The following is a 25,778-nucleotide window of genomic DNA, read 5'->3' on the forward strand; positions in this document are numbered from 1 at the left end:
GATAACCCTGTGGTCCAACGCTTATGGCGGAATGCCGCGGGAATGACGTAACTATAGGGTTTACCCCATATCCATTCAAATTTATATTTTGAATCTGTAGCATTCACATCAGTGATGTATCAATCGCCATGCCGCCACCCATCAACTTCCGCTCGCTGGACCTGAACCTGCTGCGCGTCTTCGACGAGGTCATGTCCGAACGCAGCCTCACGCGAGCCGCGCACAAGCTGTCGATCACCCAGCCGGCGGTGAGCAATGCCATGCGCCGGCTGCGCGAAGTGCTGGGCGACGAGCTGCTGGTGCGCCAGGGCCAGGGCGTGGAGCCCACGCCACGCGCGCAGGCGCTGTGGCCCGTGGTGCGCGAAGCCATGCAGCAGCTCGAAGGCGTGCTGGTGCCCGACGACTTCGACCCTGCCACGGCCGACACCACCTTTGTGATCGCCATGGCCGATGCCACGGCCGCCACGCTGATCCCGCCGCTGTACCGGATCCTGGAGAAGGAGGCGCCGGGCATCAGCGTGCGCGTGCTGCCGCTGACCACGCGCGATCCGCGCCCGCTGCTCGACGACGGCGAGGCCGACATGGCCGTGGGCTACTTTCCCGCCGTGCTGGCCGACCTCACGGCCCGTGCCCAGACCGGCGCGCTGGTGGCCTTCGACAGCCGGCGCCTGTACGAAGGCGAATACCTGTGCGTGATGCGCAAGGGCCATCCGCTCGAGCAGGTACAGCTCACGCTGGACAACTACTGCGCGGCCCACCACATGCTGGTGAGCTTTTCGGGCCGCTCCTTCGGCTTCATCGACGAGGCCCTGGCCTCGCTGGGCCGCTCGCGCAAGGTGGTGCTGACGGTCAACCAGTTCTTCACCGCGGCCCGCGTGGTCATCGACTCGGACCTGCTGACCATTCTGCCGCGCCACTTCGTGCCGGTGACCGGCATGCAGGAGCAGCTGGTGCTGCGCGACCTGCCCTTCGACGTGACACCCGTGCATGTGGATGCGCTGTGGCGCCGCCGCGGCCCGCACCCGCAGGCCTATGACTGGCTGCTCAGAACGCTGACGCGCGCCGCCGCAGTCCACGCACCCTGAGCGGCCGGCCAAGGCCCTAAACTCCTTTTCCATGAAGATCCAGCTGCTGTCCGACCTGCACCTCGAAGTCCATCCCCGGTTCGTGGCCGAACCCGCTCCGGGCGCCGATGTGCTGGTGCTGGCCGGCGATATCGGCGCCTACCAGAGCGGCTGCCAGGTGGAGGGCGAGAACTTCGGGCTGGAGCGCTTTTCGCCGCTGCCCCAGTACGCAGGCTGGCCCGCGCCCGTGCTCTTCGTGCCGGGCAACCACGAGTACGACATGCAGGACTTCGATGCGGCACGCGAGCGCCTGCAGCGCATCTGCGAGCGCCTGGGCCTGATCTGGCTGGACCGCGAAACCGCGGTGCTGGACGGCGTGCGCTTCGTGGGCACCACGCTGTGGAGCGACTTCGACGCCATGGCCATGCACGAAGGCGTGAGCGACCCCACCCGCCTGCACAGGCTGCGGGAGAAGGCCTTTCGCGCGGCCAACTTCTATCTGTCCAAGACCGGGGGCACGCGCCATGGCGAACCTTTCCTGGCCGAGCCCATGCGCGAGGAATGCCTGCTCTGCCAGGACTGGCTGCGCGCGGCGCTGGCCCGCCCCTTCGACGGCCCCACGGTGGCCGTCACGCATTTCGCGCCCAGCCTGCGCAGCGCCGATCCGCGCTACGGCCTGGTGCCGGGCACGGCGGGCTTTTGCAATGTGATGGACGACTATCTGCCCTATGCCGACCTGTGGCTGCACGGCCACCTGCACTGCCCCAGCGACTATCTGGCCCAGGGCCTGCGGCCCGACGGCTCGGCCTGGCAGTGCCGTGTGGTGGCCAATCCGCTGGGCTATGCGCGCAAGGGCGAGCAGCAGGGATTCCGGCCCGTATCCACAATTGACTTGAGGCAAGACAAAGACTCTGTGCAGCGAAGCTCGTAGACTGGTTCCATCAACCTGGAGGACTTGGCATGAAGATTCTGCTTTCCGTCGACGGCAGCCCCTACACCCAGAAGATGCTGGCCTATCTGACTTCGCACCAGGAACTGCTGGGCACCCACCACGAGTACACGGCCATCACCGTGCAGCCGCTGCTGCCGGCCCGCGCCCGCGCGGCCGTGGGCAAGGAAGTGGTGGAGCAGTACTACGACGAGGAGATCGCCAAGATCCTGGATCCGGTGCGCGACTTCCTCACGGCGCGCGGCGTGCAGGTGCAGTGCGTGAGCAAGGTGGGGCCGATTGCGGATTCCATCATCCAGGAGGCGCAGAACGGCAAGTTCGACCTCATCATGATGGGCACGCACGGCCACGGCGCCCTGGGCCGCTTGGTCATGGGCTCGGTGAGCTCGCAGGTGCTGGCCGGCTGCACCATCCCCGTGCTGCTGGTGCGCTGAACGCTGCGCTATTTTTACGATAGCTGACTGCGCTTTCCATATCTAGATTTCCAAGGCAAAGCCATCTGAAATCCAGATAGAGCAAGCGCAACCAGCTATCGGAATTCACTCTCCCTCGACCCGTCCTGGCTGCGCCAGCAGAACCCTGGCCGTGCGCAGCAGCGCCCTGCTCACACGCTCCAGCACGCGCGAGTCCAGGTTCCAGCAGTGCCAGTACAGGTCTATGGCCAGTGCATGGCCGGGGGCCACATCCACCAGATCGCCGGCTTCCAGCGCCGGCCTCACCTGCAGCTCGGGCAGCACGCCCACGCCCCAGCCCGCGCGCACGGCGCGCAGCTGTGCCTCGCAGCTGGGCAACAGAATCTGCTGGCGCAGCGATACCGAGCGCAAGCCCAGGCAGCGTGCCACGAACTCGGCCTGCATATCGTCCTTGCGGTTGAACGACAGATACGGCAGCCGGTTGCAGTTGCTGCGCGTGAGCCCCTCGGGCAGGCGCTCGCGCGCGAAACCGGCCGACGCCACGGCCACATAGCGCATGGCCCCCAGCGGCTGCACCGCGCAGCCGCGCAGGGCCTGGCTCAGCGTGGTCACGCAGCCCATGACCTGGCCGGAGCGCAGCAGCTCCTGCGTGAAATCCTGGTCGTCCACCACCACCTCCAGCGGCAGCCCGTCGCGCACCAGCCCGTCCAGCGCCTCCATGGCCCAGGTGGCAATGCTGTCGGCATTGATGGCGATGGAGATCGTCTCGCCCGCCAGGCTCTGCCCGGTCTGGGGCGCGAGCTCCTGCAGCTCGCGCGCCAGGTCGGCGCGCAGCAGGCGCAGCTGCTTGGCATGCTTGAGCAGTAGCCGGCCCGCACTCGTGGGCTTGACGGGCCGCGTGCGCTGCACCAGCACCGAGCCGATCTGCGCCTCCAGCGTGCGCAGGCGCTGCGACACGGCCGACTGCGTGATGTGCAGCCGGACGGCCGCGCGCTCGAAGCCCCCCTCCTCGACGATGGCGGCCAGGCATTCCAGCGCGGCGGGATCCCAGGATGTCATACGCACTCCATTAGCCAAACTGATGAATCTGCTGAAAATTTAATGGTGCTTTTGTACAGCCACAAGAGTGCGGACACTGGTCTCCATGAACATCATCGTCCTGGGAGCCGGCATCATCGGCATCAGCACCGCCTGGCACCTGCGCGAGCGCGGCCACGAGGTCACCGTCGTGGACCGCCAGAGCGGCCCGGCGCTGGAGACCAGCTTTGCCAACGCAGGGCAGATCTCGGTCAGCTACTGCGAGCCCTGGGCCAACCGGCAGGCTCCCTGGAAGGCCCTCCAATGGATGTTCGACAAGGAGGCTCCGCTGCTGCTGCGCCCGCAGCTGGATCCGGCCCAGTGGCGCTGGTGCCTGCAGTTCCTGGCCCAGTGCAACGACGCGGCCTTCGCGCGCAACGTGCAGCAGATCGTGGCCCTGGGCGCCTACAGCCATGTGGCGCTCAAGGAAGTGGTGGCCGGCACGGGCATCGCCTTTCACCGCCTGGAGCGCGGCATCGCCCATTTCTACAGCAGCCGCCAGGCCTTCGACGCGGCGGCCGAAGGCGTGGAGCTGATGCGCCGCCACGGCGTGCAGCGCCGCCTGGTCAGCCGCGAGGAGCTGCTGCGCATCGAGCCGGCCTTCACGCCCTATGCCGAGCACATTGCGGGCGGCACCTTCACTGAAACCGACGAAAGCGGCGATGCGCGCCTGTTCACCGAACAGCTGGCACGCCGCTGCGCAACGCTGGGCGTGGACTTTCTCTACGACCACCAGGTCCTGGGGCTGCAGCCTGCGCGCAGCGGCAAGCCGGCCCATGTGCAGGTGCGCGGCAATCAGGGCGGCCCTGCCCGCTGGCTGGGCGCCGATGCCGTCGTCGTGGCCTGCGGCTCGTATACGCCGCAGCTGCTCAAGCCCCTGGGCGTGCAGCTGCCCATCTATCCCGGCAAGGGCTACAGCGCCACGCTGCCGATACTGCAGCCCGACAAGGCGCCGTTTGTCTCCGCCATCGACGACAGCCGCAAGATCGCCATGAGCCGCATGGGCGACACGCTGCGCGTGGCCGGCACCATCGAACTCGGCGGCTTCGATCTCTCTCTGTCCAGTGACACGGCGCGCGCACGCTGCCGCATGCTGGTGCGGCGCATCGAGGAGCTGATGCCCGGCGTCTGCGACACCCGCCTGCCCGAGGAAGGCGGCAACCCGCAGTTCTGGTGTGGCCTGCGCCCCGCCACGCCCACCAACATTCCCTGCATAGGCGCCACCGGAGCCGCAGGCATCTGGGTCAACGCGGGCCACGGCACCCTGGGCTGGACGCACGGCGCAGGCTCGGGCAAGGCCCTGGCCGCGCTGATCAGCGGCGAGCAGCCCGCGCTGGACTTCGGCTTCGTGGGCTTGCCGCGCACGCGCGGCCTGCAGCCGCAGCCGGCCATGACGGCCCGGGCATAACGCCACCTCTTTGCGCCAAGGGCCGCGGTTCATGCCGCGGCCCTTGGCATTTGGGCACCGCGCCGGGGCACGCGATGCATGGAGAGACCGCGGGAAAACACCGTATCTGCCTTGTTGACGGCGGTAGTTGCTGCCTTAATAATTACCATGTTAATTAAATATCGACCATGCAGATTCCGCCTCTTGCCCTGGACCACGGCTTGCCGCCGGGCACCGTCTACGGTGCGCTGCTCAACGACCGCGCCACCCTCGCCCGCCTGGAGCCCCAGTTCGGCAGCGCGCCGTACAAGGCCGCGCCCCAAGCTCCCGTGCTCTACATCAAGCCGCGCAACACCTTTGCCCGCGACGGCGCGGCCGTGGCCATACCGGCCGACCCCGGCGAGGTGCGCATCGACGCCACGATCGGCCTGGTGATCGGCCAGGCCGCCACGCGCGTGGCGGCGCAGCAGGCCATGGCCCATGTGGCCGGCTACGTGATCGCCAGCGACGTGACGCTGCCGCACGAGAACTACTACCGCCCGGCCATCGTGCAGCGCTGCCGCGACGGCTTCTGCCCCATGAGCGCCTTCGTGCCGGCCGGCAATGGCTTCGACATCGATGCCGCCACCCTGCGCATCGCCATCAACGGCCGGCCGGTCTACGAGCGCCGCTTTGCCGATCTGGTGCGCCCTGCCGCGCGGCTGATCGCCGACGTGAGTGAATTCATGACGCTGGCCGCCGGCGACGTGCTGCTGCTCGGCCCCGGCGAAGGGGCGCCGACGGCGCGGCCGGGCGATGCCGTGGCCATCGAGGTGCCCGGCCTGGGCGTGTTGCGCCACAGCGTGGTGGAGGAGCTGGCATGAAGCACGGACGCATCATCCACGAAGGCCGCACGCTCGCGGTCACCGAAGGCGGGAACGGCCAGGTGCTGCTGCCCGACGGCCGCAGCGTGGCCGAAGCCGATGTGCAATGGCTGCCACCCGTGGCGTTCGGCACCATCATCGCGCTGGGCCTGAACTACGCCGACCACGTCAGGGAGCTGTCGCGCGAACTCACGGTCACGGCCAAGGATGCACCCCTGGTGTTCCTCAAGGGGCCGAACGCCCTGGTCGGCCACCGCGGCTTCACGCCGCGCCCGGCAGGCGCCGCCTTCATGCACTACGAATGCGAGCTGGCCGTGGTGATCGGCCGCACGGCGAAAAAGGTCAAGGCCGCCGATGCCCTGGCCTGCGTGGCCGGCTACACGGTGTGCAACGACTATGCGGTGCGCGACTACCTGGAGAACTTCTATCGCCCCAACCTGCGCGTGAAGAACCGCGATGCCTGCACCGCGATCGGCCCCTGGCTGGTGGATGCCGCCGACGTGCCCGATCCGCATGCGCTGGGCCTGCGCACGCGCGTCAACGGCCGGCTCACGCAAAGCGGCCACACGGGCGACATGATCCACCGCATCCCCGAACTCATCGAGTACCTGAGCGCCTTCATGACGCTGCAGGCCGGCGACGTCATCCTCACGGGCACGCCCGACGGCGTGGTCAACGTGCAGGCCGGCGACGTGGTCGAGACCGAGATCGACGGCATCGGCACGCTGGTCAACACCCTGGCCGCCGCCTGAGACCCCAAAAAAGGCATCCGCAGCCCCAGCTTTCCACCACGACAACGGGAGACAACCCTCATGCGCCGCCATTTCCGCCTCGCCACCGCGCTGCTTGCGCTGGCTGCCTCATGTGCCAGTTTCGGAACCTCTGCCCAAACCTACCCCGCCAAGCCGCTGCGCTGGGTAGTGGGCTACCCGGCGGGAGGCGGCACCGACTTCCTCGCGCGCACCACGGGCGCGCAGCTGTCGCAGCAGCTGGGCCAGCCCGTGGTGGTGGACAACCGCCCCGGCGCGGGCGCCATCATCGCCTCGGAATACGTGGCCCGTGCGCCGGGCGACGGCTACACCGTGCTGTCGGCCGACAACGGCGTGCTGGTCTACAACAGCGCGCTGTACAAAAAGCTCAATTACGAGCCGCAGAAGGACTTCGCGCTGCTGGGCATGATGGGCCGCTCGCCGCTGGTCATCACCGCCGCGCCCAGCACCCCGTTCACCGATGCCAGGGCGCTGATCGCCGCGCTGCAGCGCGAGCCGGGCAAGTACAGCATTGCCACGGCGGGCGTGGGCAGTCCCCACCACCTGGCGCTGGAGCTGTTCCAGCGCGAAGCCAAGGTCTCGCTGCTGCATGTGCCCTACAAGGGCGGCGCCCCCGCGCTGCAGGACCTGATGGGCGGCCAGATCCCGCTGATGATGCTGGACCTGCCCAGCGGCGTCAGCGCCGTCAAGGCCGGCAAGGTCGTGCCGCTGCTGGCCATGTCGGCCGAGCGCATTCCCCAGCTGCCCAACGTGCCCACGGCCAGGGAGCTGGGCTTCACCAACGTGGAGGCCTATACCTGGCAGGGCCTGGCCGTGCCCGCCGGCACGCCGCGCGAAGTGCAGGAGCGCCTGAGCACCGAGCTGCAGAAGACCATGCGCGACCCCGGCGTGCGCCAGAAGCTCTACGACGCGGGCTGGGAGGCCCGGCCCACCAACGCACCGGACATGATGGCCTACGTCAACGCCGAGCGGCAGAAATGGCATGCGCTCATCAAGAGCCGCAACATCAGCCTGGACTGAGATGAAGCTCCTCCTGAGCGGCTTCGCCGCTTCCCTCTAGCCGGGCGCCCCTCTCTCTACGCGCTGCGCGCTATGGGAGGGGGCGTACGGGCTACCGGCGCAGCCCTCGCCTGGAACGCGCCAGTTTGATGCGGCTTGGGTGGTGCGCTACGCCATGGATAACCGAGATCGTGAACACGTTCTGAAGAAAGAAACGAGATGAGAATCGACCATCTGATCAACGGCAAGGCCGTTGCCGGCAAGAACTACTTCGAAACCGTCAACCCCGCCACGCAGGAAGTGCTGGCCGAGGTGGCATCGGGCGGTGCGGCCGAGGCGGACGCCGCCGTGGCCGCGGCCAAGCAAGCTTTCCCGAAATGGGCCCATACCCCTGCCACCGAGCGCGCCAGGCTGGTGCGCAGGCTGGGCGACCTGATCGCCCGGCATGTGCCCGAGATAGCCGAGACCGAGACCAACGACTGCGGCCAGGTGATCGCCCAGACCGGCAAGCAGCTGGTGCCGCGCGCGGCCGACAACTTCTACTACTTCGCCGAGATGTGCACGCGCGTGGACGGCCACACCTACCCCACGCCCACGCACCTGAACTACACGCTGTTCCACCCCGTGGGCGTGTGCGCGCTGATTTCGCCGTGGAACGTGCCCTTCATGACGGCCACCTGGAAGGTCGCGCCCTGCCTGGCATTCGGCAACACGGCCGTGCTCAAGATGAGCGAGCTGTCGCCCATGACGGCCGCGCGCCTGGGCGAGCTGGCGCTGGAGGCCGGCATTCCGGCCGGCGTGCTCAACATCGTGCATGGCTACGGCAAGGACGCCGGCGAGCCGCTGGTGGCGCACCGCGACGTGCGCGCCGTTTCGTTCACGGGATCGACGGCCACGGGCAACCGCATCGTGCAGGCGGCAGGCCTCAAGAAGTTCAGCATGGAGCTGGGCGGCAAGAGCCCGTTCGTGATCTTCGACGACGCCGACTTCGAGCGCGCCCTGGATGCGGCCGTGTTCATGATCTTCTCCAACAACGGCGAGCGCTGCACGGCCGGCAGCCGCATCCTGGTGCAAAAGAGCATCTATGCGAAGTTCGTGGACCGCTTCGTGGAGCGCGCGAAAAAGATCACCGTGGGCGATCCGCTCGACGAGAAAACCATCGTCGGCCCCATGATCAGCCAGGGCCACCTGGCCAAGGTGCGCCACTACATCGAGCTGGGCCGCAAGGAAGGCGCGAGCATGCTGTGTGGCGGCCTGGACGCGCCCGTGGTGCCCGAGCGCGTGAAAAAAGGCAACTATGTGCTGCCCACGGTGTTCGCCGACGTGGACAACCGCATGCAGATCGCCCAGGACGAGATCTTCGGCCCCGTGGCCTGCATCATCCCGTTCAGCGACGAGGCAGAGGCCATACGCCTGGCCAACGACATCCAGTACGGGCTTTCCAGCTATGTATGGACCGAGAACATCGGCAAGGCTCACCGAGTGGCCGCGGCCATCGAGGCCGGCATGTGCTTCGTCAACAGCCAGAACGTGCGCGACCTGCGCCAGCCGTTCGGCGGCACCAAGGCCTCGGGCACGGGCCGCGAAGGCGGCACCTGGAGCTACGAGGTGTTCTGCGAGCCCAAGAACGTGGCAGTGTCCATGGGCTCGCACCACATCCCGCACTGGGGCGCATGAGCGCCTGCGATTTTGATAGCTGCCAGCGCTTTCTGCACAAGCACTGCCGCCTGAAAACACGATAAAAGGAGACAAGCATGCAACGCCGCCACTTCCTGCAGGCCTGCCCGGCCGCCGCCCTGGCAGCCACCGGCCGGCTGGCCCTGGCCCAGCCCGGCAGCTGGCCCGCCAGGCCCGTACGCATCATCGTGCCGTTCACGCCCGGCGGCACCACCGACATGGTGGCGCGCCTGATCGGCACCGAGCTGGGCAAGCAGCTGGGCCAGGCCGTGATCGTGGAGAACAAGCCCGGGGCGGGCACGGTGATCGGCGTGGACTACGTGGCCAAGCAGCCGGCCGACGGCCATACCTTTGTCTGCGTGGCCAACAGCTTCGCGGCCAACAAGACGCTGGTCAAAAACCTGCCCTATGACACCACCAGGGACCTGCAGCCCGTGGCCCTCATGGGCCTGTCCGAGCATGTGCTGGCCACCCACCCGTCCAGCGGGCTCAAGAGCCTGGCCGACCTCAGGAAGGCCGCGCTGGCCAGGCCCGGCACGCTGACCTATGCCTCGTTCGGCAACGGCACCTCGGCCCACCTGTCGGGGGCGCTGCTGTGCCAGATGATGGGTGTGGACATGGTCCACGTGCCCTACAAGGGCCAGGGCCCGGCGCTCACCGACCTGCTGGGCGGCCAGGTGAGCGTGATGTTCGGCAACTGGTCGGAGTTCCGCGCCCATATCGAGAGCGGCAAGCTCGTCGCCCTGGGCATGGCCACGCGCCAGCGTTCGCGCTTCGCGCCCGACGTGCCCACGCTGGCCGAGCAGGGCGTGGCGCTGGAATCCAATTCCTGGCAGGGCCTGCTGGCTCCGGCGGGCACGCCCGAAGCCGTCGTGCAGCGCGTCAACGCCGAGGTCAACAAGGCCCTGGCCTCGCCCCATGTGGTCGAGGTCTTCGCCAAGAGCGGCGTGGTCTCGCAAGCCGGCTCGGTCGCGCAGTTCTCGGGCTTCGTGCATAGCGAGATCGCCAAGTACGGCGAGATCATCCGCCGCGCCAACATCACCATGGGTTAGCAATGGTTCCCCTGAGTCGCTACGCGCCTTCCCCGGAAACAGGGGAACAAGGGGACGACACCTGCGCTGCGGGGCTACGCGGCCGGCCTCGGCCCTTGCTCGGTGTCCCTGGCTTGAGCCGTGCTTATTTTGCGGGCCGCGCGCGGAACCGCTGATCGGCGGATTTGGAAAGGAAAACTCATGGGAAAGCTAGCACTTGTGGCCAAGGTCACGCATGTTCCGTCCATCTACCTGAGCGAGCTGGACGGGCCGCGCAAGGGCACGCGCCAGGACGCCATCGCCGGCCTGCAGGAAATCGGCCGGCGCTGCCGCGACCTGGGCGTGGACACCATCGTGGTCTGCGACACGCACTGGCTGGTCAACGCCAGCTACCACATCAACTGCGCCCCGCATTTCGAAGGCCTGTACACCAGCAACGAACTGCCGCACTTCATCAGCAACATGGGCTACGGCTTCCCCGGCAACCCGCAGCTGGGCAAGCTGCTGGCCAAGGCAGCCAACGGCCTGGGCGTGGAAACGCTGGCCCACGACGCCACCACGCTGGCCCCCGAATACGGCACGCTGGTGCCCATGCGCTACATGAATGCGGACCGGCACTTCAAGGTGGTCTCGGTCTCCGCACTGTGCATGGCCCACTACCTCGGCGACAGCGCCCGCCTGGGCTGGGCGATGCGCCGCGCCATCGAGGACGAGTACGACGGCACCGTGGCCATCCTGGCCAGCGGCTCGCTCTCGCACCGTTTTGCGCAGAACGGGCAGGCGCCGGATTTCGCCTTCAGGATCTGGAGCCCGTTCCTCGAGCAGCTCGACCGCGAGGTGGTGCGCATGTGGCAGGCCGGCGAATGGCAGGCCTTCTGCGGCATGCTGCCCGAGTACGCGGCCAAGGGCCACGGCGAAGGCTTCATGCACGATACGGCCATGCTGCTGGGCGCCCTGGGCTGGTCGGAATACGACGGCCGCGCCGAAATCCTCACGCCGTATTTCGCGGCCTCTGGCACGGGGCAGATCAATGCGGTCTTTCCCGTCACGCCGCAGGACGGCCGCGCCATCCCCGCGCCCCAGGCCAGCGCCGGTGCCGCTGCACCGGCCGGCCGGCTCTGAAGGACACCGCATGCCCCACGTCGTGATCCTCTACACCGGCAACCTCGAAGCCCAGACCGACATGGGCGCCCTGTGCCGCGGCATGGCCGACACCATGCTCACCATCCGCGCCGAGGACGGCAGCCAGGTCTTTCCCACGGGCGGCACGCGCGTCTATGCCTATCCGGCACCGCATTACGCGGTCTCCGACGGCGGCGCCGCGGGCCGTGCCGCGGGCGGCGACGGCGACTACGGCTTCGTCTATATCAACCTGCGCATGGGAGCGGGCCGCACCCCCGCAGTTCAGAAGGCCGCGGGCGATGCCCTGCTGGCCTGCGCCCGGGCGCATCTGGCGCCGCTGTTCGACCATCCCTGCAGGCACCTGGGCCTGACCGTGCAGGTCGACGAGGCCCCGGGCCAGGTCTATGACGCCAAGCACAGCACCCTGCACCCCCTGTTTGCCAGAAAGTAAGCCATGTTTTCCGCAGAACTTCTGACCCAGCTCGCGCACGAGCTCGACCGCAGCGAGAAGTCGCGCCAGCAGATCGAGCATTTCTCCAAGCGCTTTCCCGGCATGACGGTCGAGGACGGCTACCGCGTCGCGCGCGAATGGGTGCGCATGCAGATCGCGGCAGGCCGCAGGGTCATAGGCCACAAGATCGGCCTGACCTCGCGCGCCATGCAGATCTCCAGCCAGATCGACGAGCCCGACTACGGCACGCTGCTGGACTCCATGCTCCATACCGCAACGCCCGGCCAGGTGCTCGACATTGCGGCCGCGAAGTTCATCGCGCCGCGCGTGGAGGTGGAACTGGCCTTCGTGCTCAAGGCGCCGCTCATCGGCCCGGGCCTGCCCGGCGGCAAGGAGGTGACACTGGACGACGTGCTGGCCGCCACCGAGTACGTGACGCCGGCCATCGAGATCATCGACGCGCGCATCGAGCAGTTCGACCGCCACACCAGGGCGATGCGCAAGGTGTTCGACACCATCAGCGACAACGCGGCCAATGCCGGCATCGTCGTCGGCGCCGGCCGCGCCGCGCCGGCGGCGCTTGACCTGCCCTGGTGCGGCGCCATACTGCGCCAGAACGGCATCGTCGAGGAAACCGGCCTTGCCGCGGGCGTGCAGGGCCACCCGGCCATCGGCGTGGCCTGGCTGGCCAACAAGCTCGCGCCCTGGGGCGAATCGCTGCAGCCCGGCCAGATCGTGCTGGCGGGCTCTTTCACCCGCCCCGTGGCGGCCCAGCCCGGCGATGTGTTCGAGGCCGATTACGGCCCGCTGGGCTCGCTGCAATTCCGCTTTACCTGAATTACGGAGATTTACCATGGCTCTGCAATTACGCGATCCCAGCCTGCTCAAGACCCAATGCCTGATCGACGGCCGCTGGCTGACCGCCGGCGACGGCGCCACCATCGCCGTGAACAACCCTGCCACGGGCGAGCTGGTGGCCAGCGTGCCCGAGCTCGGCGAGACCGAGACCCAGGCCGCCATTGCGGCGGCCGAGCGCGCCTTCGGTGAATGGAAGGCCCTCACCGCCGACCAGCGCGCCGCCATCCTGCACAAATGGTTCGAACTGCTGATGCAGCACCAGGAGGACCTGGCGCAGATCATGACGGCCGAACAGGGCAAGCCCCTGGCCGAATCGCGCGGCGAAATCGCCTATGCGGCCTCCTATGTGCAGTGGTTTGCTGAGGAGGCGCGCCGCGTCTACGGCTCCACCGTGCCCTCGCCCTGGAGCGACAAGAAGATCGTCGTGGCCAAGGAGCCCGTGGGCGTGTGCGCGGCGATCACGCCCTGGAACTTCCCGGCAGCCATGATCACGCGCAAGGTGGCGCCGGCCCTGGCCGCGGGCTGCACCATCATCGTCAAGCCTGCGCAGCAGACGCCGCTGTCGGCGCTGGCGCTGGGCGAGCTGGCCCAGCGCGCCGGCGTGCCGGCCGGCGTGTTCAACGTCCTCACCGGTCCGGCGCGCGCCATCGGCGGCGTGCTCACGGCCAGCATGGCGGTGCGCAAGCTCACCTTCACGGGCTCCACCGAAGTCGGCCGCGTGCTGGCCGCGCAATGCGCGCCCACGCTCAAGAAGATGTCGCTGGAGCTGGGCGGCAATGCCCCCTTCATCGTCTTCGACGATGCGGACCTGGATGCCGCCGTGGAAGGCGCCATGGCCTCCAAGTACCGCAACACCGGCCAGACCTGCGTGTGCGCCAACCGCCTGCTGGTGCAGGACGGGGTGTACGACGCCTTCATGGCCAAGCTCAAGGCCGCGGTGCAGGCGCTCAAGGTGGGCAACGGCGCCGATGCCGGCATCACCCAGGGCCCGCTGATCGACAAGGCCGCCATTGACAAGGTCGAGGAGCTGGTGGCCGATGCCGTGGCCCAGGGTGCCGAGGTGGTCACGGGCGGCAAGCCTTCGGCGCTGGGCGGCACCTTCTACGAACCCACCATCCTGGGCGGCGCCACGGACCGCATGCGCATCGCCAGGGAAGAGGTCTTCGGCCCCGTGGCGCCCGTGTTCCGCTTCAGCACCGAGGAGGAGGCCATCCGCATGGCCAACGACACCGAATACGGCCTGGCCGCCTATTTCTACGCCCGCGACGTGGGCCGCGTCTGGCGCGTGGGCGCAGCGCTCGAATACGGCATGGTGGGCATCAACAGCGGCATCATCAGCACGGCCGTGGCGCCGTTCGGCGGCGTCAAGCAGTCGGGCCTGGGCCGCGAGGGCGGCGCTGCAGGCATCGAGGAATACCTGAGCACCAAGTACCTGTGCATGGGGTATTGAGATGAAACACCCCCTGAGTCGCTTCGCCTAGGCGGCCCCGCGCCTTCCCCCTCTCTCTACGCGCCGCGCGCTACGGAAGGGGGATTCAGCCAGCGCAGCGGGGCGGCCCTTGCGCGGCTGCCCTGGTCTGGCGAGCGTCAGTTGCATGGGCAGCGGGTGGCGCGAAACTTTATGGACAACCGACATGACAATGCAAACACCCATCAATCCCTTCAAGGCCGCGATCGCGGCCGGCCGCCCGCAGATCGGCCTGTGGCTGGGCCTGGGCAGCCCCTATAGCGCGGAGATCTGCGCGGGCGCGGGCTTCGACTGGCTGCTGATCGACGGCGAACACGGCCCCAACGACACGCTGACGCTGCTGGCCCAGCTGCAGGCGGTTGCCGCCTATCCGGCCAGCCATGCGATTGCGCGCATCCCCATGGGACATGGCGAGGTCGGCGAGATGCTGATCAAGCAGTACCTGGACCTGGGCGCGCAGACGCTGCTCGTGCCCATGGTCGACACGGCCGCGCAGGCCGCGCGCATCGTGCGCGCCGCACGCTATCCGCAAGACGACGGCAAGGGCGGCATGCGCGGCATGGCCGGCGCGCGCGCCTCCGCCTGGGGCCGCCGCGCCGACTACTACCAGGCAGCCAACGCCCAGGTCTGCGTGCTGGTGCAGGTGGAAACGCGCGAGGGCCTGGAGCAGCTCGACGCGATTGCCGCCACCGAGGGCGTGGACGGCGTGTTCATCGGCCCGGCCGATCTCTCGGCCTCCATGGGCCATGTGGGCAACCCCGGCCACCCCGAAGTGCAGGCGGCGATTGCCGAGGCGATCGTGCGCATCCGCCGCGCGGGCAAGGCCGCGGGCATTCTCACGCCCAACGAGGAGCTGGCGCGCAAGTACCTGCAGCTGGGCTGCAGCTTCGTGGCCGTGGGCCTCGATACCAACCTGCTGGTGCAGGCCACGAGCGCGCTGGCTGCCCGCTTCAAGGACGTGCAGCCCGTGGCCCCGGGCAGCACCTACTGACCGGTCCGCAGCCGGCGCCCCCGCTGCCGGCAGGGAGCAAAAACACCCATGACCTGGGCTTGCACAGTGCTTCGGGCCGCGTGCATACAATCTGGCGATCTTTTCCATCCCCGCTATGACCGAGCCCAGAACCACCGCCGCGACCGAACCCCTGCGCTCCTTCGCGCGCTCCCTGCCCATGGCACTGCTCAAGGCCCGCGAATCCGTCATGGTGCGCTTTCGCCCCCTGCTGCGTGCCCACGGCCTGACGGAACAGCAGTGGCGGGTGCTGCGGGCCCTGTCGGCCTCCGACCATCGCCTGCGGCCCATGGAGCTGTCGCAGATGACCTTCATCAGCATGCCCAGCCTTTCGCGCCTGCTCAAGACGCTGGAAGGCCGCGAGCTGATCAAGCGCGGCCGCCACGTGGGCGATCTGCGCGGCGCGGAGTTCGGCCTGACCGAGGCGGCCCGCGCCATCGTGACCGAGATCGGCCCCGACTCCGAGGAGATCTATGCCGAGATCGAGCGCATCGTGGGCAATGCCGAGATCCAGCAGCTGTACCTGGTGCTGGAGCAGGTGGTGCAGCGCCTGGGCGCGCCGGACGCCATCGACGCGGACTGAATCCCACGGCGCCGGCGCGGCCCATGGCGCCGCCCTCACAATGGCGGCATGCACAGCACCATTGCCGTCATCGACTTCGAAACCACGGGCATGAGCCCGGCCCAGGGCGCGCGGGCCACCGAGATCGGCATCGCGCTGCTGGAGCAGGGCCGCGTGGTGGACCGTTTCCAGAGCCTGATGAATGCCGGCGCCTGGGTCTCGCCCTTCATCACCGAACTCACGGGCATCACCAATGCCATGGTGCGCGAGGCCCCGCCCGCGGCCGAGGTCATGCGCGAGGCCGCACGCTTCGTGGGCCAGGCGCCCATGGTGGCGCACAACGCCTCGTTCGACAGCAAGTTCTGGCAGGCCGAGCTGGCCCTGGCCGGACTGCCCGCGCCCCAGCCCTTTGCCTGCACGGTGCTGCTGGCGCGCCGCATCTACCCCGATGCCCCGGGCCACAGCCTGGGCAGGCTGGCCCGCCACCTGCGGCTGCCCGATACCGGCCGCGCCCACCGCGCGCTGGCCGACGCCGAAATGGCCGCCGCCCTGCTGGCCCGCATGCAGCAGGACCTGAGCCTGCGCTACGGCCTGCCCCGGCCCGGCCATGCGCTGCTGGCCCAGCTGCAGCGCTGCAGCAAGACGCGGCTGGATGGCTGGCTGCGCCAGCATGCGGCCCAGGTCCAGGAAGCCGGGCAGATGCAGCTCCCCTATCCATAGCATTTGGCGCCAGCCTCATCTGCATATGGCCATTGAATAGCCCTCTATTGCGCATTCATCCTGCGCCAGCAGCTATGAATTCAAAAGCACCCTGCATTGCCCGGCACAACGCATGCGCGGCCCGCATACCCCTATCGCCGGCATTCGCCCCGGGCAGCCCCGATAATCGGACACTGTTGCCCGGGCTGCATGCCCTTTCACCTTCCTGCGCGGCACTGCGATGGCCGCGGCTTTGCCTCCCAGCCTTGTGAACTCCGCCCTGCCTTCCTCTGCCCTGCACACCAGCGCACCGTTTACGCAACGCGAATTCCGCGATGCCCTGGGGCAGTTCGCAACCGGCGTGACCATCATCACGGCCCGCAGCCCCGAAGGCCACCCCGTGGGCGCCACCGTCAGCTCGTTCAACGCCCTGTCGCTGAACCCGCCGCTGGTGCTGTGGAGCCTGGGCCTCACGGCCAGTTCGCTGCCCGTGTTCCAGCGCTGCACGCACTACGCCATCCACGTGCTCGGTGCCGCTCAAAAGCCGCTGGCCGAGCTGTTCGCGCGCAAGGGCGCCGACCGCTTCGGCCACACGCCGCACCACGATTCCCCCCGGGGCGTGCCGCTGCTCGAAGGCTGCGCCGCCGTGTTCGAATGCCGCAACCGCAGCCGCCACGAGGAAGGCGACCACGTCATCTTCATCGGCGAGGTGGAGCGCTGCGAGCACCACCGCGAGCGCGCGCCCCTGCTCTACCACGCGGGCCACATGCATACGCGCGGCCTTCTCTGACCCCCAGAACAGGTTCCTGGGAACGCCTGGCCCGGCTCTGGCAAGATCGGCAGTGAAGCGGCCGCGATACCGGCGGCTGCACCGCAGGAGCCATGCATGACGACAATCAGCCAGTTTGACTACGACCTTCTGGTCATCGGAGCCGGATCGGGCGGCGTGCGCGCCAGCCGCGTCGCGGCCTCGCTGGGCGCCCGCGTGGCCGTGGTGGAGTCCGGCAGGCTGGGCGGCACCTGCGTCAACGTGGGCTGCATTCCCAAGAAGCTGCTCAGCCATGCCGCGCATTTCAGCCAGGCCTTCGGCGAAGCCGCGGGCTTTGGCTGGCAGCTGCCGCAGGCCCGCTTCGATTGGGCCACGCTGATCGCCCACAAGGACCGCGAGATCCACCGCCTCAACGGCGTCTACGACCAGTTGCTGACCAACGCCGGCGTGCAGCTGATCGCAGGCCGCGCGCGCATCACGGGCGCGCACAGCGTGGCCGTGGGCGACCGGACGCTGAGCGCACGCCACATCCTCGTGGCCACGGGCGGACGCCCGCAGAAGCCCGCGATTGCAGGCGCCGAATGGGCCATCAGCTCGGACGAGGCCTTCTCGCTGCCCGCGCTGCCGCGGCGCGTGGTCGTGGTCGGCGGCGGCTATATCGCCGTGGAATTCGCCTCCATCTTCCACGGCCTGGGTGCCGAGACCACGCTGCTGCACCGCAGCGCGCGCCTGCTGCGCCATTTCGATGCAGACCTCGGCATGGTGCTGGCCGAGCAGATGGGCCGCCAGGGCATGCAGCTGCAGCTGGAGCGGCAGATCGAATCCATTGCCAAGCGCGACGACGGCCTGCACCTGCAGCTGGACAACGGCCAGGCCCTGACGGCCGACTGCGTGCTGTTCGCCACGGGCCGCGTGCCCAACACCGAGGGCCTGGGCCTCGAAGCCGCCGGCGTGCGGCTCGACGGCCAGGGCGCCGTCGTGGTGGATGAAGGCTTCACCACCAGCGTGCCCTCCATCCATGCCGTGGGCGACGTGGTGGGCCGCATGGCGCTGACGCCCGTGGCACTGGCCGAAGGCACGGTGCTCGCGCACCGGCTGTTCGGCAACGGCGACAAGGCCGCGCCCGACTATGCGCTGGTGCCTACCGCCGTGTTCTCCCACCCCAACGTGGGCACCGTGGGCCTGTCCGAAGCCCGGGCGCGCGAATGCCACGGCGACGTGCAGGTCTTCAAGTCCTCGTTCCGCCCGCTGAGCAACCGGATGGCCGAGGAACCCCGGCCCGTGTTCCTCAAGCTCGTGGTCGCGGGCGCCGACCGGCGCGTGGTCGGCGTGCACATGGTGGGCGAGGAGGCCGGCGAGCTGATCCAGGGCTTTGCCGTGGCCCTGCAGTGCGGCGCCACCAAGGCGCAGTTCGATGCCACGCTGGGCATCCATCCCACGGTGGCCGAGGAGTTCGTGACCATGCGCGAACCCGTGGCGCCCTGAAGCGCCAAAGGGCGCCCAGGAAAAAGGAGCCTCGAGGGCTCCTTTGCGTTTCCCGGCAGGGCCGCGCGGTCAGGCGCGCTGCGCGGCGTCGGGCAGTTCGATCTTGACTTCCAGCACTTCCAGGTTCTCCTGGCGCTCCAGCTGGACCTTGATGTCATTGGGATTGATGTCCACGTACTTGGAAATCACGGCCATCAGCTCCTTCTGCAGCGCAGGCAGGTAATCGGGCCGGTTGGAGGAGTCGCCGCCCACGCGCTCGCGCGCCAGGATGATCTGCAGGCGTTCCTTGGCGACGGATGCGGTCTTCTTCTTCTCCCCGAGCAAAAACGACAACATGGACATGGGGCTTACCTCCCTCCGAAGATGCGCTTGAAGAAGCCGGGCTTGACCGCTTCGGTGAAGCGCATGGGCTTTTCCTCGCCAAGAAAACGGGCCACCACGTCCTGGTAGGCCTCGGCCACGTCGCTGCCCTGCATGTGCACGGCAGGAATGCCCTGGTTCGAGGCCTGCAGCACGGTCTCCGACTCGGGGATCACTCCGATCAGCTCGATGCGCAGAATGTCCTGGATGTCCTCCAGCGACAGCATCTGGCCGTCCTGCACGCGGTTGGGGTTGTAGCGGGTGATGAGCAGATGCTCCTTGATCGGCTCGCCGCCCGCGACGGCGCGCGCCGTCTTGGAGCTGAGCATGCCCAGGATGCGGTCGGAGTCGCGCACCGACGAGACTTCGGGGTTGGTCACGACCAGTGCCTCGTCCGCATAGTGCATGGCGAACAGCGCGCCGCTCTCGATGCCGGCCGGCGAGTCGCAGACGATGTACTCGAAGTCCATCGCGGCCAGGTCGTCCAGCACCTTCTTCACGCCGTCCTGCGTCAGCGCGTCCTTGTCGCGCGTCTGCGAGGCAGCCAGCACGAACAGGTTCTCGCTCTGCTTGTCCTTGATCAGGGCCTGGTGGAGGTTGGCTTCGCCCTGGATGACATTGATCAGGTCGTAGACCACGCGGCGCTCGCAACCCATGATGAGGTCCAGGTTGCGCAGGCCCACGTCGAAATCGATCACCGCGGTCTTGTGACCGCGCAATGCGAGGCCTGAGGCGAAGCTGGCGCTGGTGGTGGTCTTGCCCACCCCACCCTTGCCAGAGGTCACGACGACGATTTTGGCCATGTTTGCACGATTCCTTAAAGACGATGAAGCTGGTTGATGGGACTTCCGGTGGGGCGGTTACACCGGCTCGATGATAATTTTTTCGCCTTCCAGACGGACCTTTGCGGGCTTTCCGGCCACGTCGGCGGGCAGATCGGTTTCAATTGTGCGGTAGATGCCGGCAATGGACAGCAGTTGCGCCTCCATGCAGGTGCTGAAGATGCGTGCCTCGGTATTGCCGCGCGCCCCGGCCACGGCCCGGCCGCGCAGCGGCGCATAGACGTGGACGTTGCCGTCGGCGATCACTTCGGCGCCATAGCTGACCATGGACAGCACGACGATATCAGTGCCCTTGGCATAGACGCGCTGGCCCGATCGCAAAGGTTTGTCAACGATCACGGCATCGGCCAGCGGCGCGGGCACCTCGACCTCGTGCACCACCTCCACTTCGCGCACCACTTCCTGGATCCCGGGCGCCGGCCGGCGCGCGGGTGCCGCATCGGGCGCCGCCACCAGGCCCAGGGCCCGCGCATCGGCCATCTGCCTGTCGCTGCCGCCGCACACGGCCACGGGCACGGTGCGGTGGGAGCGCAGCGCGTCGACCAGCACCGCGAAGTCGATCTCGCTGTCGGCCTCGCGCACATGGCTGAGGTCGATGAGGACGGGATCGTTGTCGAAGAAGTCCGGATCGTCGGCCAGGCGCGCGGCCAGGTCATCGACCAGCACGCGCACATCGGTGTCCCGCAATACGACGGACAGCACGGGCAATTGCGCGCTCTTGAGGTCAAAACTGGGGCGCACTGCGCCGGTCGGTTCAACAGCCATGGAGGGAGATTGCACTGCGAAGCGCACAACAAAGACGCCAAAGTGTACCTGCGCGCCGCCCGAAGTCGCGATCCGCAGCCGCCGCTGGTGCCAGGAGCCCACAACAGTTACACCCGCTCACGCGCCTGCGCCCCGGTCGTGCAGGCGCCGCATGGCCCAGAATGCAGCCATGTCCCCACAGCTCCAGATCCAGGGCCGCACGGCCCGCATCACCCTGCGTCGCCCCGAAACGGCCAACAAGCTGCTGCCCGAAGACCTGGGCCGGCTGCGCGCCCACATTGCCGAGGTCAACGCCGCGCCCGAGGTGCTGGTGCTGATCCTGCAATCGGAGGGAAAACACTTTTGCAGCGGCTACGACATCGCCGAGATCGCCAACAGCCAGAACGAGGGCAGCGCGTTCGGCGAGATGGTGGACGCCATAGAGCAATGCCGCGCCGTGACCCTTGCGGCCATCCAGGGCGGCGTGTTCGGCGGCGCCACCGACATGGCGCTGGCCTGCGACTTCCGCGTGGGCGGCGCACGCAGCCAGATGTTCATGCCCGCGGCCAGGCTGGGCCTGCACTTTTACCGCTCGGGCCTGGAGCGCTATGTGACGCGCCTGGGCCTGGATACGGCCAAGCGCCTGTTCCTCGCCGGCGAGCAGCTGGACGCCCGGGCCATGAAGGACTGCGGCTTCCTGACCCATCTGGCAGCGGATGCCGACATCGCCGGCGAGGTGCAGCGGCTACAGGCCCGGCTCACGGGCATGGCGCCGCTGGCCCTGCTGGGCATGAAGCAGCACCTGAACGCAATTGCGCGGGGCCGCGCCGATGCCGCGGCCATCGATGCCGCCGTGCAGGCCACGATTGCCTCGGCCGACCTGCAGGAAGGCGGCGCGGCCTGGCGCGAGAAGCGCGAGCCCCGGTTCCTGGGCCGGTGAACGCCACTGGCGCGCGGCGCTAGGCCCGCACCACGGCGGCGCGCACGCAGTCGCGGCCCGCGCGCTTGGCCGCATACAGCTGTGCGTCGGCCTCGGCCAGCAGGTCCTGCGCCGTGGCCGGGCCGGCTTCCAGGGTCGCGACGCCTATGCTGACCGTGAGCCGGCCGGCGGCGGCCAGCGCATTGGGCAGGGCCAGCCCGGCCGCGGCCATGCGGATGCGCTCGGCCAGCGCCAGCGCATCGGCTGCCGGCGTGTCGGGCAGCAGGCAGGCAAACTCCTCGCCGCCATGGCGCGCGGCCAGGTCGGCGGCCCGGCCCGCCGCCTGGGACAGCACCTGCGCGACGGAACGCAGATAGTCGTCGCCCGTCGCATGGCCGTAGTGGTCGTTCACGCACTTGAAGTGGTCCACGTCGATGACCAGCATGCTCAGGGGCGCGCCCGTGCGCTGGCGGCGCGCATGCTCGCGCTGCAGCGCCTGGCCGAAGGCGCGGCGGTTGGCCAGGCCGGTCAGCTCGTCGCACAGGCTCAGGCGTGCCAGCTGCTCATTGGCCTCCCGCAGGGCCTGCTGCTGCTCCAGGATCTGCCGGTTGCTCTGGGCCAGCAGACGGGCCAGGCGCCGGTAGCGCAGAAAGGCCAGGCCGAACACCAGCATCATCAGGACCGCGGCCACGCTGGCGACCTGCAGCAGCGTGCGCTGGCTGCGCTGCGCCACATAGCGCTCGATGAGCTGGCGATCGCCCTTTTCGTGCTGTGCCACCGATTCCGAGGCGTCGATGGCGCCCAGATAGCGGTTGAACACCTCCACCAGGCGCCGATGCTCGGGCGTGGGACTGAAATAGAAGCTGTACTCGCGCGGATCGTCGCGCAGGGTATGGATGACCTCCAGGTCGAAGTAGTCGTAGGCGTAGCGCTTCTCGTCGAAGATGCTCTTGTTGAACACGGCCACGTCCAGCGCGCCGTCGAGCAGGGCCTGGAACATGCCGTTGCTGTTCGCCTGGTCGAAGCTGGTGAGCCGGGAGGCCGGCAGGGCCGCCTGCAGGCGCGGCTCCAGCGCCACGCCCTTGACCACGCCGACACGGTAGGGCGCCAGGTCGTCCAGCCCGTGCACCTGCAGGCGCCGCCCGGTGCGCGCAATGATGGCGTAGTAGCTCGCATAGTAGGGCAGCGTGAAAAGGCCCAGGCGCGCCCGGTCGGGCTGCTGGCTCAGCGGCAGGAACACGTCGGCGCGCCCTTGCTGCACCTGCCGGATCTTGTCGGCGACGGTCATGTCCCGGTCCGGGAGGATCTCGTAGCGCAGCCCCAGTTCGGCGGCGATGAAGCACCATACGTCGACGCCGATGCCCGCGTAGCGGTTGCGTTCCCGGTCGTAGCGCGCCATGGGCGGAGCGTCGACCGCCAGCACGCGCAGCGGCGCCATGGCGCGGAATTCGGCCTGCTCCGCGGCGCTCAGCGCCACGGGATGGAGCAGGTGGACATGCTGCGGGCCCTCGCATGCCAGCGCGCAGCCCCATGCCATGCAGCCCCCTGCGGCCCATAGCAGGCCGAGCCGCGCCGCGCGCAAACCGCGCACCATGCGACAGCTCAGCGCGTCCAAGAACCGACATCCAGTAACAGCATGGCCGATTATCGCCACACGGCGGCCCGGATGCGCCGGCGGCCGGTCCTCTTGGCCGCCCTAGGCCGCCGGGGCCGTGCGCGCCAGATGCGCGCGCGCGAACTGCTCGTACCAGTCCAGGCAGCCGGGGTTGGCCATGGCTTCCTTGTTGACCACCTTGGCCAGCGGCTGGCCCAGCAGCAGCTTCTTGATGGGCAGCTCCTGCTTCTTGCCCGAGAGCGTGCGCGGAATCTCGGCCACCTGGAAGATGGCATCGGGCACGAAGCGCGGCGACAGGGCCGCGCGGATGGCGGCATTGATGCGCTCGCGCAGGGTAGCGTCCAGTGCCATGCCGGGGCGCAGCACCACGAACAGCGGCATGTAGCTGTCGCGGCCCAGGTATTCGAGGTCCACCACCATGCTGTCCAGCACCTCGGGCAGGCCTTCGACGGCGCTGTAGATCTCGCTGGTGCCCATGCGCAGGCCGTGGCGGTTGATGGTGGCGTCGCTGCGGCCGTAAATGATGCAGCCGCCATCGGGCAGCACGCGTATCCAGTCGCCGTGGCGCCAGACCGGCCCCATCCCGGCCGGGCCGTCGCCGCCGCCGGGCTTGCGGCCGTGGCCGGCCGGGTACATGTCGAAGTAGCTGGACAGGTAGCGCTTGCCGTCCGTATCGCCCCACAGGTACAGCGGCATGGAGGGAATGGGCTGTGTGCAGACCAGCTCGCCGACTTCGTCGATGACGGGCTGGCCCTGCTCGTTCCAGGCCTCGACGGCCGCGCCAAGCTGGCGGCATTGCATGATGCCCGGCGTGAGCGGCAGCTCGCGGTTGCCGCCGATGAAGGCGCCGGCGAAGTCGGTGCCGCCGGACAGGTTGTTCCACCAGATGTCGCCCCCACGCTCCCCCACTGCGTGTGGGTCGCTGCCCCCCAGGGGGGCCTTCGCGGCTTGGGACGGCCCGGCGCCGCTCATTTGTCGGATCTTGCGGAACTGCTCGGTTCCCCACTGCTGCACCTCGGCCGACAGCGGCGAGCCCGTGCTGCCCAGGCCCCGGATGCGCGAAAGGTCGCCGCAGGCGGACAGATCCACGCCGGCCTTCATGCAGTTGGCATAGAAGGCCGCGCCCGAGCCGAAGCTGGTCACGCCGGTCTCGGCCGCGAAGCGCCACAGCACGGTCCAGTCGGGCTTTTCCTTGCTGCCGCCCGGGCTGCCGTCGAAGATCACGCAGGTGGTGCCGCCCAGCAGGCCCGAAACCTGGGCATTCCACATCACCCAGCCCGTGGAGCTGTACCAGTGGTAGCGCTCGCCCCAGCTGTTGGGGTCGTAGCTGCAGCCTATGTCGTTGTGCTGGCCCTTGAGCTGCAGGGCCACCAGCACCATGCCGCCATGGCCGTGGACGATGGGCTTGGGCAGGCCCGTGGTGCCGCTGGAGTAGACGATCCACAGCGGGTGGTCGAACGGCACCCATTCGGGCTCGAAGGCCGCCGTTTCCGCATCATTTCTGGCCGTAACGGTTGCGTAGTCTGCGGTATCCGCTATCTTTTTTCCAGCATCCAGATTGGCGACCAGCACCACATGGGAGACGCTGGGCAGGCCGTGCCGCAGTTCGTCGAGCACGGCCGTGCGGTCCAGGTCGCGCCCCGCGTAGTGCACGCCGTCCACGGCGATCAGCGCCTTGGGCTGGATCTGCTGGAAGCGGTCCAGCACCGCATTCGTGCCCATGTCGGGCGCGCAGATGCTCCACACCGCGCCCAGGCTCACGGTGGCGAGAAAGGCCACCATGGCTTCGGGAATATTGGGCAGGTAGGCGGCCACGCGGTCGCCCTTGCTCACGCCCTGGGCCTTCAGGTGCAGGGCCAGGGCCGCGACCTGGCGGCGCAGCTCGGGCCAGGACAGCTCGCGGTGCAGGCCCTTCTCGTTGCGGCTGACCACCGCGGGCATGCCGGCCGCATGCGCGGCATCGACATGGCGCAGCACCTGGCGCGCGTAATTGACCTGGGCGCCCGGAAACCACTGCGCCCCGGGCATGACGTTGCGCGCCAGCACCCCCGTATGGGGAGTGGGGGACTGCACGTCGAAATAGTCCCAGATGCTTTGCCAGAACGCATCGAGATCGCTGACCGACCAGCGCCACAGCGCGTCGTAGCTGTCGAACTGCAGGCCGCGCGTCTCGCGCAGCCAGTCCTGGTAGAGGCGGATCTGGGGAACGAAGGGGGGTTGGGCGGTGCGGCTGTGCATGCAGCCAGCTTAGCGTGCCGCGCCGGCCGCTGGCGTCCCTTGCTTGACAGTGCGGCCGCCGTTTCAGTCGCCGGTCTGGCGGTCCAGGCTGGTGATCGCGTAGCCCTTGTCGCGCAGCTGGCGGCCCGGCTCCTCGATGCCCAGCTGCGGCCACTGCGCAGCGGTTTCGTCCAGCTCCTGGCCTCGCTGCTCGTTCTCCCAGTCGGTATTGGTGGCTTCCTCGGGAATGGCGCGCCCCTCGGGCACGACCAGATGCGAATACCGGCCCTGGGCTTCGGCCCGGCGGTAGATGTCCACGCGCATGGTCTGTTCCTTTGCTTGGGTTGGGAGCATCCCACTCTAATGACTCCCCGCGGCACGGCACGTAGGAAAGATGCGCCGCCTGGCCACGGGCCAGGGGCGGCCCC

26 protein-coding genes are annotated in these 25,778 nt (G+C 68.5%); 19 read left to right on the top strand and 7 right to left on the bottom strand.

The window, feature by feature from the left end:
* Positions 1-128: 128 nt before the first annotated feature.
* From V8Z74_RS07605 to V8Z74_RS07615, 3 genes are read left to right on the top strand one after another with little or no spacing between them, the layout of a single operon-like run.
* Positions 129-1,085: a LysR family transcriptional regulator gene (locus tag V8Z74_RS07605; RefSeq protein WP_066474793.1), complete on the top strand. Its 957-nt coding sequence runs from the start codon at positions 129-131 to the stop codon at positions 1,083-1,085.
* Positions 1,086-1,116: 31 nt separating this feature from the next.
* Positions 1,117-1,995, top strand: coding sequence for a metallophosphoesterase (locus tag V8Z74_RS07610; RefSeq protein ID WP_349708748.1), 879 nt, complete (start codon positions 1,117-1,119; stop codon positions 1,993-1,995).
* Positions 1,996-2,024: 29 nt separating this feature from the next.
* Positions 2,025-2,447: a universal stress protein gene (locus V8Z74_RS07615; protein WP_066474786.1), complete on the top strand. Its 423-nt coding sequence runs from the start codon at positions 2,025-2,027 to the stop codon at positions 2,445-2,447.
* Positions 2,448-2,552: 105 nt separating this feature from the next.
* On the opposite strand, the gene V8Z74_RS07620 is transcribed toward V8Z74_RS07615, so the two are convergent.
* Complete coding sequence (locus V8Z74_RS07620) at positions 2,553-3,485, bottom strand: LysR family transcriptional regulator ArgP (RefSeq protein WP_349708749.1); 933 nt, start codon at positions 3,483-3,485, stop codon at positions 2,553-2,555.
* Between the two features lie 85 nt (positions 3,486-3,570).
* Between V8Z74_RS07620 and V8Z74_RS07625 the strand changes: the two genes are divergently transcribed.
* From V8Z74_RS07625 to gorA, 15 genes are all read left to right on the top strand, one after another.
* On the top strand, positions 3,571-4,911 hold the full coding sequence (locus V8Z74_RS07625; protein WP_349708750.1) for a D-amino acid dehydrogenase: 1,341 nt from the start codon (positions 3,571-3,573) through the stop codon (positions 4,909-4,911).
* Between the two features lie 167 nt (positions 4,912-5,078).
* Positions 5,079-5,753 (top strand): fumarylacetoacetate hydrolase family protein, encoded by a 675-nt coding sequence (locus V8Z74_RS07630; protein ID WP_349708751.1) that lies wholly within the window; start codon positions 5,079-5,081, stop codon positions 5,751-5,753.
* Positions 5,750-6,505, top strand: a complete 756-nt coding sequence (locus tag V8Z74_RS07635; protein ID WP_349708752.1) for a fumarylacetoacetate hydrolase family protein — start codon at positions 5,750-5,752, stop codon at positions 6,503-6,505. The genes V8Z74_RS07630 and V8Z74_RS07635 overlap by 4 nt, the downstream gene beginning before the upstream one ends.
* A gap of 60 nt (positions 6,506-6,565) precedes the next feature.
* A complete protein-coding gene (locus tag V8Z74_RS07640; protein ID WP_349708753.1) occupies positions 6,566-7,543 on the top strand; it encodes a Bug family tripartite tricarboxylate transporter substrate binding protein in 978 nt (325 codons plus the stop codon).
* Between the two features lie 198 nt (positions 7,544-7,741).
* Positions 7,742-9,199, top strand: coding sequence for a 5-carboxymethyl-2-hydroxymuconate semialdehyde dehydrogenase (gene hpaE, locus V8Z74_RS07645; protein WP_349708754.1), 1,458 nt, complete (start codon positions 7,742-7,744; stop codon positions 9,197-9,199).
* A gap of 77 nt (positions 9,200-9,276) precedes the next feature.
* Positions 9,277-10,251: a tripartite tricarboxylate transporter substrate binding protein gene (locus tag V8Z74_RS07650; protein ID WP_349708755.1), complete on the top strand. Its 975-nt coding sequence runs from the start codon at positions 9,277-9,279 to the stop codon at positions 10,249-10,251.
* A 180-nt stretch (positions 10,252-10,431) separates the two neighbouring features.
* Positions 10,432-11,352 carry a 3,4-dihydroxyphenylacetate 2,3-dioxygenase gene (hpaD, locus tag V8Z74_RS07655; RefSeq protein ID WP_066474758.1) on the top strand — a complete coding sequence of 307 codons (921 nt, stop codon included), beginning with the start codon at positions 10,432-10,434 and terminating at the stop codon, positions 11,350-11,352.
* A 10-nt stretch (positions 11,353-11,362) separates the two neighbouring features.
* Positions 11,363-11,803, top strand: a complete 441-nt coding sequence (locus V8Z74_RS07660) for a 5-carboxymethyl-2-hydroxymuconate isomerase (RefSeq protein ID WP_349708756.1) — start codon at positions 11,363-11,365, stop codon at positions 11,801-11,803.
* A 3-nt stretch (positions 11,804-11,806) separates the two neighbouring features.
* A complete protein-coding gene (gene hpaH, locus V8Z74_RS07665; protein ID WP_349708757.1) occupies positions 11,807-12,640 on the top strand; it encodes a 2-oxo-hept-4-ene-1,7-dioate hydratase in 834 nt (277 codons plus the stop codon).
* Positions 12,641-12,656: 16 nt separating this feature from the next.
* Positions 12,657-14,111, top strand: coding sequence for an NAD-dependent succinate-semialdehyde dehydrogenase (locus V8Z74_RS07670; RefSeq protein WP_349708758.1), 1,455 nt, complete (start codon positions 12,657-12,659; stop codon positions 14,109-14,111).
* A 190-nt stretch (positions 14,112-14,301) separates the two neighbouring features.
* Positions 14,302-15,120 carry an aldolase/citrate lyase family protein gene (locus V8Z74_RS07675; RefSeq protein ID WP_349708815.1) on the top strand — a complete coding sequence of 273 codons (819 nt, stop codon included), beginning with the start codon at positions 14,302-14,304 and terminating at the stop codon, positions 15,118-15,120.
* Positions 15,121-15,235: 115 nt separating this feature from the next.
* A complete protein-coding gene (hpaR, locus tag V8Z74_RS07680; protein ID WP_066474738.1) occupies positions 15,236-15,721 on the top strand; it encodes a homoprotocatechuate degradation operon regulator HpaR in 486 nt (161 codons plus the stop codon).
* A gap of 48 nt (positions 15,722-15,769) precedes the next feature.
* Complete coding sequence (locus V8Z74_RS07685) at positions 15,770-16,420, top strand: 3'-5' exonuclease (RefSeq protein ID WP_349708759.1); 651 nt, start codon at positions 15,770-15,772, stop codon at positions 16,418-16,420.
* A gap of 220 nt (positions 16,421-16,640) precedes the next feature.
* Entirely contained in the window at positions 16,641-17,189 is a 549-nt protein-coding gene (locus V8Z74_RS07690; RefSeq protein WP_174522900.1) for a flavin reductase family protein, read from the top strand.
* A gap of 96 nt (positions 17,190-17,285) precedes the next feature.
* Positions 17,286-18,653, top strand: a complete 1,368-nt coding sequence (gene gorA, locus V8Z74_RS07695; protein WP_066474735.1) for a glutathione-disulfide reductase — start codon at positions 17,286-17,288, stop codon at positions 18,651-18,653.
* A gap of 69 nt (positions 18,654-18,722) precedes the next feature.
* Here gorA and minE read toward each other — a convergent pair whose 3' ends face one another.
* The 3 genes from minE to minC are packed head-to-tail and all read right to left on the bottom strand — an operon-like array spanning position 18,723 to position 20,620.
* The gene (minE, locus tag V8Z74_RS07700; protein WP_066474724.1) at positions 18,723-18,995 is read right to left on the bottom strand and encodes a cell division topological specificity factor MinE; all 273 of its coding nucleotides are present in this window, start codon (positions 18,993-18,995) and stop codon (positions 18,723-18,725) included.
* 5 nt (positions 18,996-19,000) lie between these two features.
* Positions 19,001-19,816 carry a septum site-determining protein MinD gene (minD, locus tag V8Z74_RS07705; protein WP_066474721.1) on the bottom strand — a complete coding sequence of 272 codons (816 nt, stop codon included), beginning with the start codon at positions 19,814-19,816 and terminating at the stop codon, positions 19,001-19,003.
* Between the two features lie 57 nt (positions 19,817-19,873).
* Positions 19,874-20,620: a septum site-determining protein MinC gene (minC, locus tag V8Z74_RS07710; protein WP_066474710.1), complete on the bottom strand. Its 747-nt coding sequence runs from the start codon at positions 20,618-20,620 to the stop codon at positions 19,874-19,876.
* 169 nt (positions 20,621-20,789) lie between these two features.
* On the opposite strand from minC, the gene V8Z74_RS07715 reads away from it, so the two are divergent.
* Positions 20,790-21,539, top strand: a complete 750-nt coding sequence (locus tag V8Z74_RS07715) for an enoyl-CoA hydratase/isomerase family protein (RefSeq protein WP_349708760.1) — start codon at positions 20,790-20,792, stop codon at positions 21,537-21,539.
* 19 nt (positions 21,540-21,558) lie between these two features.
* On the opposite strand, the gene V8Z74_RS07720 is transcribed toward V8Z74_RS07715, so the two are convergent.
* The 3 genes from V8Z74_RS07720 to V8Z74_RS07730 all read right to left on the bottom strand — a co-directional run bounded on the left by V8Z74_RS07720 (position 21,559) and on the right by V8Z74_RS07730 (position 25,674).
* On the bottom strand, positions 21,559-23,112 hold the full coding sequence (locus tag V8Z74_RS07720) for a transporter substrate-binding domain-containing diguanylate cyclase (protein WP_349708761.1): 1,554 nt from the start codon (positions 23,110-23,112) through the stop codon (positions 21,559-21,561).
* A 102-nt stretch (positions 23,113-23,214) separates the two neighbouring features.
* Positions 23,215-25,371: an acetoacetate--CoA ligase gene (locus V8Z74_RS07725; protein WP_349708762.1), complete on the bottom strand. Its 2,157-nt coding sequence runs from the start codon at positions 25,369-25,371 to the stop codon at positions 23,215-23,217.
* Between the two features lie 63 nt (positions 25,372-25,434).
* Entirely contained in the window at positions 25,435-25,674 is a 240-nt protein-coding gene (locus tag V8Z74_RS07730; protein WP_349708763.1) for a DUF6139 family protein, read from the bottom strand.
* Positions 25,675-25,778 lie beyond the last annotated feature (104 nt).

The organism is Comamonas sp. w2-DMI (assembly GCF_040187735.1).
GTDB lineage: Bacteria > Pseudomonadota > Gammaproteobacteria > Burkholderiales > Burkholderiaceae_C > Comamonas > Comamonas terrae.

Bases quoted from the DNA above. Each gene is read 5' to 3' on its own strand.
- V8Z74_RS07605 (WP_066474793.1), top strand. From the start codon at position 129: ATGCCGCCACCCATCAACTTCCGCTCGCTGGACCTGAACCTGCTGCGC.
- V8Z74_RS07610 (WP_349708748.1), top strand. From the start codon at position 1,117: ATGAAGATCCAGCTGCTGTCCGACCTGCACCTCGAAGTCCATCCCCGG.
- V8Z74_RS07615 (WP_066474786.1), top strand. From the start codon at position 2,025: ATGAAGATTCTGCTTTCCGTCGACGGCAGCCCCTACACCCAGAAGATG.
- V8Z74_RS07620 (WP_349708749.1), bottom strand. From the start codon at position 3,485: ATGACATCCTGGGATCCCGCCGCGCTGGAATGCCTGGCCGCCATCGTC.
- V8Z74_RS07625 (WP_349708750.1), top strand. From the start codon at position 3,571: ATGAACATCATCGTCCTGGGAGCCGGCATCATCGGCATCAGCACCGCC.
- V8Z74_RS07630 (WP_349708751.1), top strand. From the start codon at position 5,079: ATGCAGATTCCGCCTCTTGCCCTGGACCACGGCTTGCCGCCGGGCACC.
- V8Z74_RS07635 (WP_349708752.1), top strand. From the start codon at position 5,750: ATGAAGCACGGACGCATCATCCACGAAGGCCGCACGCTCGCGGTCACC.
- V8Z74_RS07640 (WP_349708753.1), top strand. From the start codon at position 6,566: ATGCGCCGCCATTTCCGCCTCGCCACCGCGCTGCTTGCGCTGGCTGCC.
- hpaE (WP_349708754.1), top strand. From the start codon at position 7,742: ATGAGAATCGACCATCTGATCAACGGCAAGGCCGTTGCCGGCAAGAAC.
- V8Z74_RS07650 (WP_349708755.1), top strand. From the start codon at position 9,277: ATGCAACGCCGCCACTTCCTGCAGGCCTGCCCGGCCGCCGCCCTGGCA.
- hpaD (WP_066474758.1), top strand. From the start codon at position 10,432: ATGGGAAAGCTAGCACTTGTGGCCAAGGTCACGCATGTTCCGTCCATC.
- V8Z74_RS07660 (WP_349708756.1), top strand. From the start codon at position 11,363: ATGCCCCACGTCGTGATCCTCTACACCGGCAACCTCGAAGCCCAGACC.
- hpaH (WP_349708757.1), top strand. From the start codon at position 11,807: ATGTTTTCCGCAGAACTTCTGACCCAGCTCGCGCACGAGCTCGACCGC.
- V8Z74_RS07670 (WP_349708758.1), top strand. From the start codon at position 12,657: ATGGCTCTGCAATTACGCGATCCCAGCCTGCTCAAGACCCAATGCCTG.
- V8Z74_RS07675 (WP_349708815.1), top strand. From the start codon at position 14,302: ATGCAAACACCCATCAATCCCTTCAAGGCCGCGATCGCGGCCGGCCGC.
- hpaR (WP_066474738.1), top strand. From the start codon at position 15,236: ATGACCGAGCCCAGAACCACCGCCGCGACCGAACCCCTGCGCTCCTTC.
- V8Z74_RS07685 (WP_349708759.1), top strand. From the start codon at position 15,770: ATGCACAGCACCATTGCCGTCATCGACTTCGAAACCACGGGCATGAGC.
- V8Z74_RS07690 (WP_174522900.1), top strand. From the start codon at position 16,641: ATGGCCGCGGCTTTGCCTCCCAGCCTTGTGAACTCCGCCCTGCCTTCC.
- gorA (WP_066474735.1), top strand. From the start codon at position 17,286: ATGACGACAATCAGCCAGTTTGACTACGACCTTCTGGTCATCGGAGCC.
- minE (WP_066474724.1), bottom strand. From the start codon at position 18,995: ATGTCCATGTTGTCGTTTTTGCTCGGGGAGAAGAAGAAGACCGCATCC.
- minD (WP_066474721.1), bottom strand. From the start codon at position 19,816: ATGGCCAAAATCGTCGTCGTGACCTCTGGCAAGGGTGGGGTGGGCAAG.
- minC (WP_066474710.1), bottom strand. From the start codon at position 20,620: ATGGCTGTTGAACCGACCGGCGCAGTGCGCCCCAGTTTTGACCTCAAG.
- V8Z74_RS07715 (WP_349708760.1), top strand. From the start codon at position 20,790: ATGTCCCCACAGCTCCAGATCCAGGGCCGCACGGCCCGCATCACCCTG.
- V8Z74_RS07720 (WP_349708761.1), bottom strand. From the start codon at position 23,112: ATGGTGCGCGGTTTGCGCGCGGCGCGGCTCGGCCTGCTATGGGCCGCA.
- V8Z74_RS07725 (WP_349708762.1), bottom strand. From the start codon at position 25,371: ATGCACAGCCGCACCGCCCAACCCCCCTTCGTTCCCCAGATCCGCCTC.
- V8Z74_RS07730 (WP_349708763.1), bottom strand. From the start codon at position 25,674: ATGCGCGTGGACATCTACCGCCGGGCCGAAGCCCAGGGCCGGTATTCG.